The organism is Sulfurovum sp. (genome assembly GCF_041551015.1).
Taxonomy (GTDB): domain Bacteria; phylum Campylobacterota; class Campylobacteria; order Campylobacterales; family Sulfurovaceae; genus Sulfurovum.
Genome location: NZ_JBFENQ010000133.1, coordinates 1 through 4,555 on the forward strand (window position 1 = coordinate 1; position 4,555 = coordinate 4,555).

6 protein-coding genes are annotated in these 4,555 nt (G+C 36.6%); 2 read left to right on the plus strand and 4 right to left on the minus strand.

Features of this window, described 5'->3' with window-relative positions; genetic code table 11:
* Nucleotides 1-873 (minus strand): divergent polysaccharide deacetylase family protein (locus ABZC96_RS08340; RefSeq protein ID WP_373030407.1); only part of this gene is annotated, 873 nt, incomplete at its 3' end.
* Between the two features lie 204 nt (nucleotides 874-1,077).
* Nucleotides 1,078-2,103 (minus strand): ketol-acid reductoisomerase, encoded by a 1,026-nt coding sequence (gene ilvC, locus ABZC96_RS08345; RefSeq protein ID WP_373030409.1) that lies wholly within the window; start codon nucleotides 2,101-2,103, stop codon nucleotides 1,078-1,080.
* Between the two features lie 127 nt (nucleotides 2,104-2,230).
* Between ilvC and ABZC96_RS08350 the strand changes: the two genes are divergently transcribed.
* On the plus strand, nucleotides 2,231-2,689 hold the full coding sequence (locus tag ABZC96_RS08350) for an NfeD family protein (RefSeq protein ID WP_373030411.1): 459 nt from the start codon (nucleotides 2,231-2,233) through the stop codon (nucleotides 2,687-2,689).
* A gap of 10 nt (nucleotides 2,690-2,699) precedes the next feature.
* Nucleotides 2,700-3,557, plus strand: a complete 858-nt coding sequence (locus ABZC96_RS08355; RefSeq protein WP_373030413.1) for an SPFH domain-containing protein — start codon at nucleotides 2,700-2,702, stop codon at nucleotides 3,555-3,557.
* 158 nt (nucleotides 3,558-3,715) lie between these two features.
* On the opposite strand, the gene ABZC96_RS08360 is transcribed toward ABZC96_RS08355, so the two are convergent.
* Nucleotides 3,716-4,129 (minus strand): hypothetical protein, encoded by a 414-nt coding sequence (locus ABZC96_RS08360; protein ID WP_373030414.1) that lies wholly within the window; start codon nucleotides 4,127-4,129, stop codon nucleotides 3,716-3,718.
* 113 nt (nucleotides 4,130-4,242) lie between these two features.
* Nucleotides 4,243-4,527 (minus strand): hypothetical protein, encoded by a 285-nt coding sequence (locus tag ABZC96_RS08365; RefSeq protein WP_373030415.1) that lies wholly within the window; start codon nucleotides 4,525-4,527, stop codon nucleotides 4,243-4,245.
* Nucleotides 4,528-4,555 lie beyond the last annotated feature (28 nt).

Genomic DNA, 4,555 nt, shown 5'->3' on the forward strand with positions numbered 1-4,555 from the left:
TGCCACATAGGCATCACCAAAATCTTCTGTGATCTTAGGTACTTTGGTCGAAGCGATCGTCCGACTATCAACAAAAACAAAACCCTCTTTACGAAGTGCTCCATACAGTGTATGCATCGCAGCATAATTGTCAGTAAACACAGAACCTGTATGGTTGTTGATATAACGTGCAGCAGGGAAAAGTGTTCTAAGCTCTTTCACTCTGGCTTCTATCTGCTTTTTGCTGAAGGTTGTTATGAGTGTTTTTGTCTGTTTATTGAACTGTTCACTTCCAGATTCCATTGGCAAATGGATCATATAATGTTCCAATCCTTTGGCTAAGTTATGTGATGTCATCGAGCGCTTTGATGGAGGAAATATGGATGGAGTGATCTTCAAACCTGTAGCCTGTATCTTATTGAGTTGTCTTCTGTTCGAGACATCATCTATAATGATAGCGAGTTTTGGCTTTTCACCCTTAGCAGACAACATCACTCTGTTGTACTGCTTCCTCTTTGATATATCTTCTTTCGTAATGATTCCTTCTACTTTTACCTTTTTATCGATTAAAGGTTTTGTAGGCGTTGGTCTATCTTTATTTTGTACTTGAGGTTTTTGTGTTTTGATCTTTGAGAGATCTTCTAAAAGTTTTCTTTTGCTTTCTTTTTTATCTGTTTTAGAGGTCTGTGCTGTCGGTGTATGCCCATTGAGCCTATCTTGCCGTCCTAAAAAATATCCAAAAACTACCATAAATATCATCAAAAATACACCTAGAACGATAAAGATACTTTTTTTGAAAGTAGAACCTTTTGTACTCTTTCTGCTTCTTCTCTTTCTTGTTGCTGTTTTTCTGCTAGAAGATTGAGTATTTGTTTTTTTGGGTTGCGTTGCCATGAAGTCCACTAGTTTTAATTTTCAACTATTGTAACAAAGTAGCATTAAGAATGGGATGTGAAATGTATAAAAGTAGATAAGAAAATAAAACTAACGAAATATTTTTGGTATGTCGTACTTAGATTTTGTTGTTTGAGTAAAGGAGGCTACGTCAGTAGCTGACTGCACTCATCAACAAAAGATGAGTGCAAAGAACTAAAAAGATTAGTTAGTTTCTTGGTCTACGATTTTACCTGCTGAAATCCAAGGCATCATTTCACGAAGCTTGTTACCAGTTTTAGTGATAAGCTTCTCTTTGTCATTAGCACGTTCAGCATTCATTCTTGGGTATCCTGCTTGACCTTCAAGGATAAAGTCTTTTGCGAATCTACCATCTTGGATCTCTGTTAAGATATCTTTCATCGCTTGTTTTGATTCAGCGTTGATTACTCTTTTACCAGAAACATAGTCACCATACTCAGCTGTGTTAGAGATAGAATATCTCATATCAGCGATTCCACCTTCGAACATAAGGTCAACGATAAGCTTAAGCTCGTGAAGACATTCGAAATATGCAAGTTCCGGTGCGTAACCCGCTTCTGTAAGTGTTTCGAAACCAGCTTGTACAAGTGAAGCAGCTCCACCACAAAGTACTGCTTGCTCACCGAAAAGGTCAGTTTCAGTTTCATCTTTGAAAGTAGTTTCGATGATCGCAGTTCTACCACCTCCGATAGCTGATGCATAAGAAAGAGCAAGCTCTTTAGTTGTACCGCTTGGGTTTTGTCCTACAGCAATAAGATCTGGAATACCACCACCTCTTACGAATTCAGAACGAACAGTGTGACCTGGTGCTTTTGGAGCGATCATTGTAACATTGACGTCTGCTCTTGGAGAAATTCTTCCATAATGAATGTTAAATCCATGTCCAAATGCAATAGTAGCACCCTCTTTAAGGTTTGGTTCGATTTCATTAGCATAGATCTCTGCTTGATTTTCATCTGGAAGAAGGATCATAACTACATCAGCTTTTGCTGTAGCATCTGCAACAGAAAATACTTCAAAGTTTTTAGCCGCAGCTTTTTTCCAAGAAGAACCACCCTCTCTTGCACCAATAACAACATTTACACCTGAATCTCTAAGGTTTTCTGCATGTGCGTGTCCTTGTGAACCGAAACCGATCATTGCTACTGTTTTTGACTTGATGATGTTGATATCACAATCTTTGTCATAATATACATTTAAAGTTGACATTTATTATCCTTGATGTACGAAGTACGAAAATTTTCGCGATTATATCCAAATATAACTTATTATCGTAAATTTTACCTACAATTATCTTTTATGATATAATAAATCTTCGTAGTTAAAAGGAGTGACTTTGATTGAATTTCTCAATGAAACTATTCTATGGTGGCACTGGATCGTTTTTGGAATAGCATTACTTATTTTGGATATGAGTATGGGTACGTTTTTCATCCTCGGGCTTGGCATTGCTGCAATTATCGTAGGTGTTCTGGACACATTTTTAGATATCTCTTTTACAGTAGAGCTCACCATTTGGATGATACTTTCCATACTTGCCATTGCTGCTTGGTTTAAATGGTTTAGGGAGCATCCTGTGACAGATAGCGGTCAATCAAACTATAGACTTGACACTCTAGGCATAGTGATGGAAGACATACAGCCTCATAGCAGAGGAAAGGTCACTTTTGACACACCTGTTCTTGGTAACACTTCATGGCATGCCATCTCTAAAGTAGATATCGACAAAGGCTCACGTGTAAAGATCGTACAAATCAATGGACAACTCATAGAAGTTGAACCTATAAAATCTTAAGGAATTCATCATGGAAGCATTAAATATCGTCATTATTTTAGCCATTGCACTTATCGTTACCCTCTATAAAGGTATCAATATCGTTCCCCAGGGTGAAGAGTGGATCGTAGAAAGACTGGGTAAATTTTCTCGTACACTCAGCCCAGGGCTCAATATTATCGTGCCATACATTGAAGCTATTCGTCAACGTATTACAACAAGGGATATCATTTTGGACATTCCTCAACAAGAAGTGATCACCAGAGATAATGCTGTGATCTTGACCAATGCCGTAACCTTTATCCGTGTAACCAATCCTCGTGATGCTCTTTATGGAATTGAAGATTTCAGGCTGGCGATCCAACAGCTTGTGATGACCACACTTCGTTCTATTTTAGGTGAAATGACCCTTGATGAAGCCCTCTCAAATCGTGAGATCATCAAAACAAGACTTAAAGACCAAATCGTAGATGATGTGGCTGACTGGGGTGTAACTGTCAAATCTGTTGAGATACAGGACATCGCACCAAGCCAATCTATGCAAGCCTCTATGGAGAGACAAGCAGCAGCAGAGAGAGAAAGACGTGCCATAGAGACCACCGCTGAGGGTAACAAAAATGCTGCTATTTTGGAAGCTGACGGTAAACTCGAAGCTGCTAAAAGAGAAGCACAGGCACAGATAGCTCTAGCCAATGCTTCAGCTGAAGCCATACGCGTAATAAGTGATAACATACAAGACAAAGAACTACCTGCCATGTTCTTACTGGGTGATAGATATATTAATTCACTGGAACAGATAAGTAAAAGTGACAACTCTAAATTTGTCATCTATCCTGCAGATCTACAAGGTGCTATTAAAGGTATGTTGGGGAATGTGTTTAAAAAATAACTGGTTTTTAGAAAGTATAAAACCTTATAAAATATATAAGGTTTTCAAAGATAGAATTATTTGATTGACTACGCTTCATTGTTCTTTAAATAATAATACCCTCCTGACTCCATAGAGTCAATATGGTGTAGAAAACTGAAGTTAATTAATCAACTTAATTATATATTAGAAGACAGTTCACGCTCAATGGCATCTGTAAGTTCATGTAAAACATTACCCACTTTATTATCGATTCCAAGGCTTCCCGGATTCATACTAATCTTATCGACAAACTCTACAGTAACACCATTTTGTGCATAGTCCACTTTTACATAAACTGTCATCTGTTTGTTTTTATGTCTGTTTTGATATCTATATGTATAGTAGTCTTTGTTTTTGATTTTCTTCTGAAAATATAGTGTCTGTATACCATTATTTACTGATGGCGTATATTGTGTCCAATTATCCTTCATCGCAGCTTTTTGAATTGCATTGATTATTTTTTCTTCTTTTATTGTCATTTGAGACGCCGCAAATCCGTTTGAACCTATAAAAAAGCTTAGAACAGCTGTAAGCACTAGTAATTTTTTCATTAATATATTCTCCTAATTATGTGTATATGTTGTTTATTTTTGTATTGGTAAATTTGTAGATACAAACAATCACACTATTACATACCAATGAATGTGGGCAGTATGATTGTAGATTAAGAGAATATAGGCGGTTTAAATATATTGTTGAGATAGAGTTGATTTACAATTGGTATAGTGAAATCATAGGCAGTATATGCTTTTGGATCTTTTAGAGAAAGTTCTGAAGTATTTGCCATCAACTTCTCATCTAATTTTTCTTCTGATCCTTGTTCTTCTACCGAAACTTCGATTTTTATTTCTGATGTATTCTCAATGAATGTAGACGAAGAACCGTCAAAGAACATTACATTCAACATAACAATAATGATTGATAAAATATAATACTTATGTAATTTCATAGGTTGCATCCTACCATGTTTAATTTAA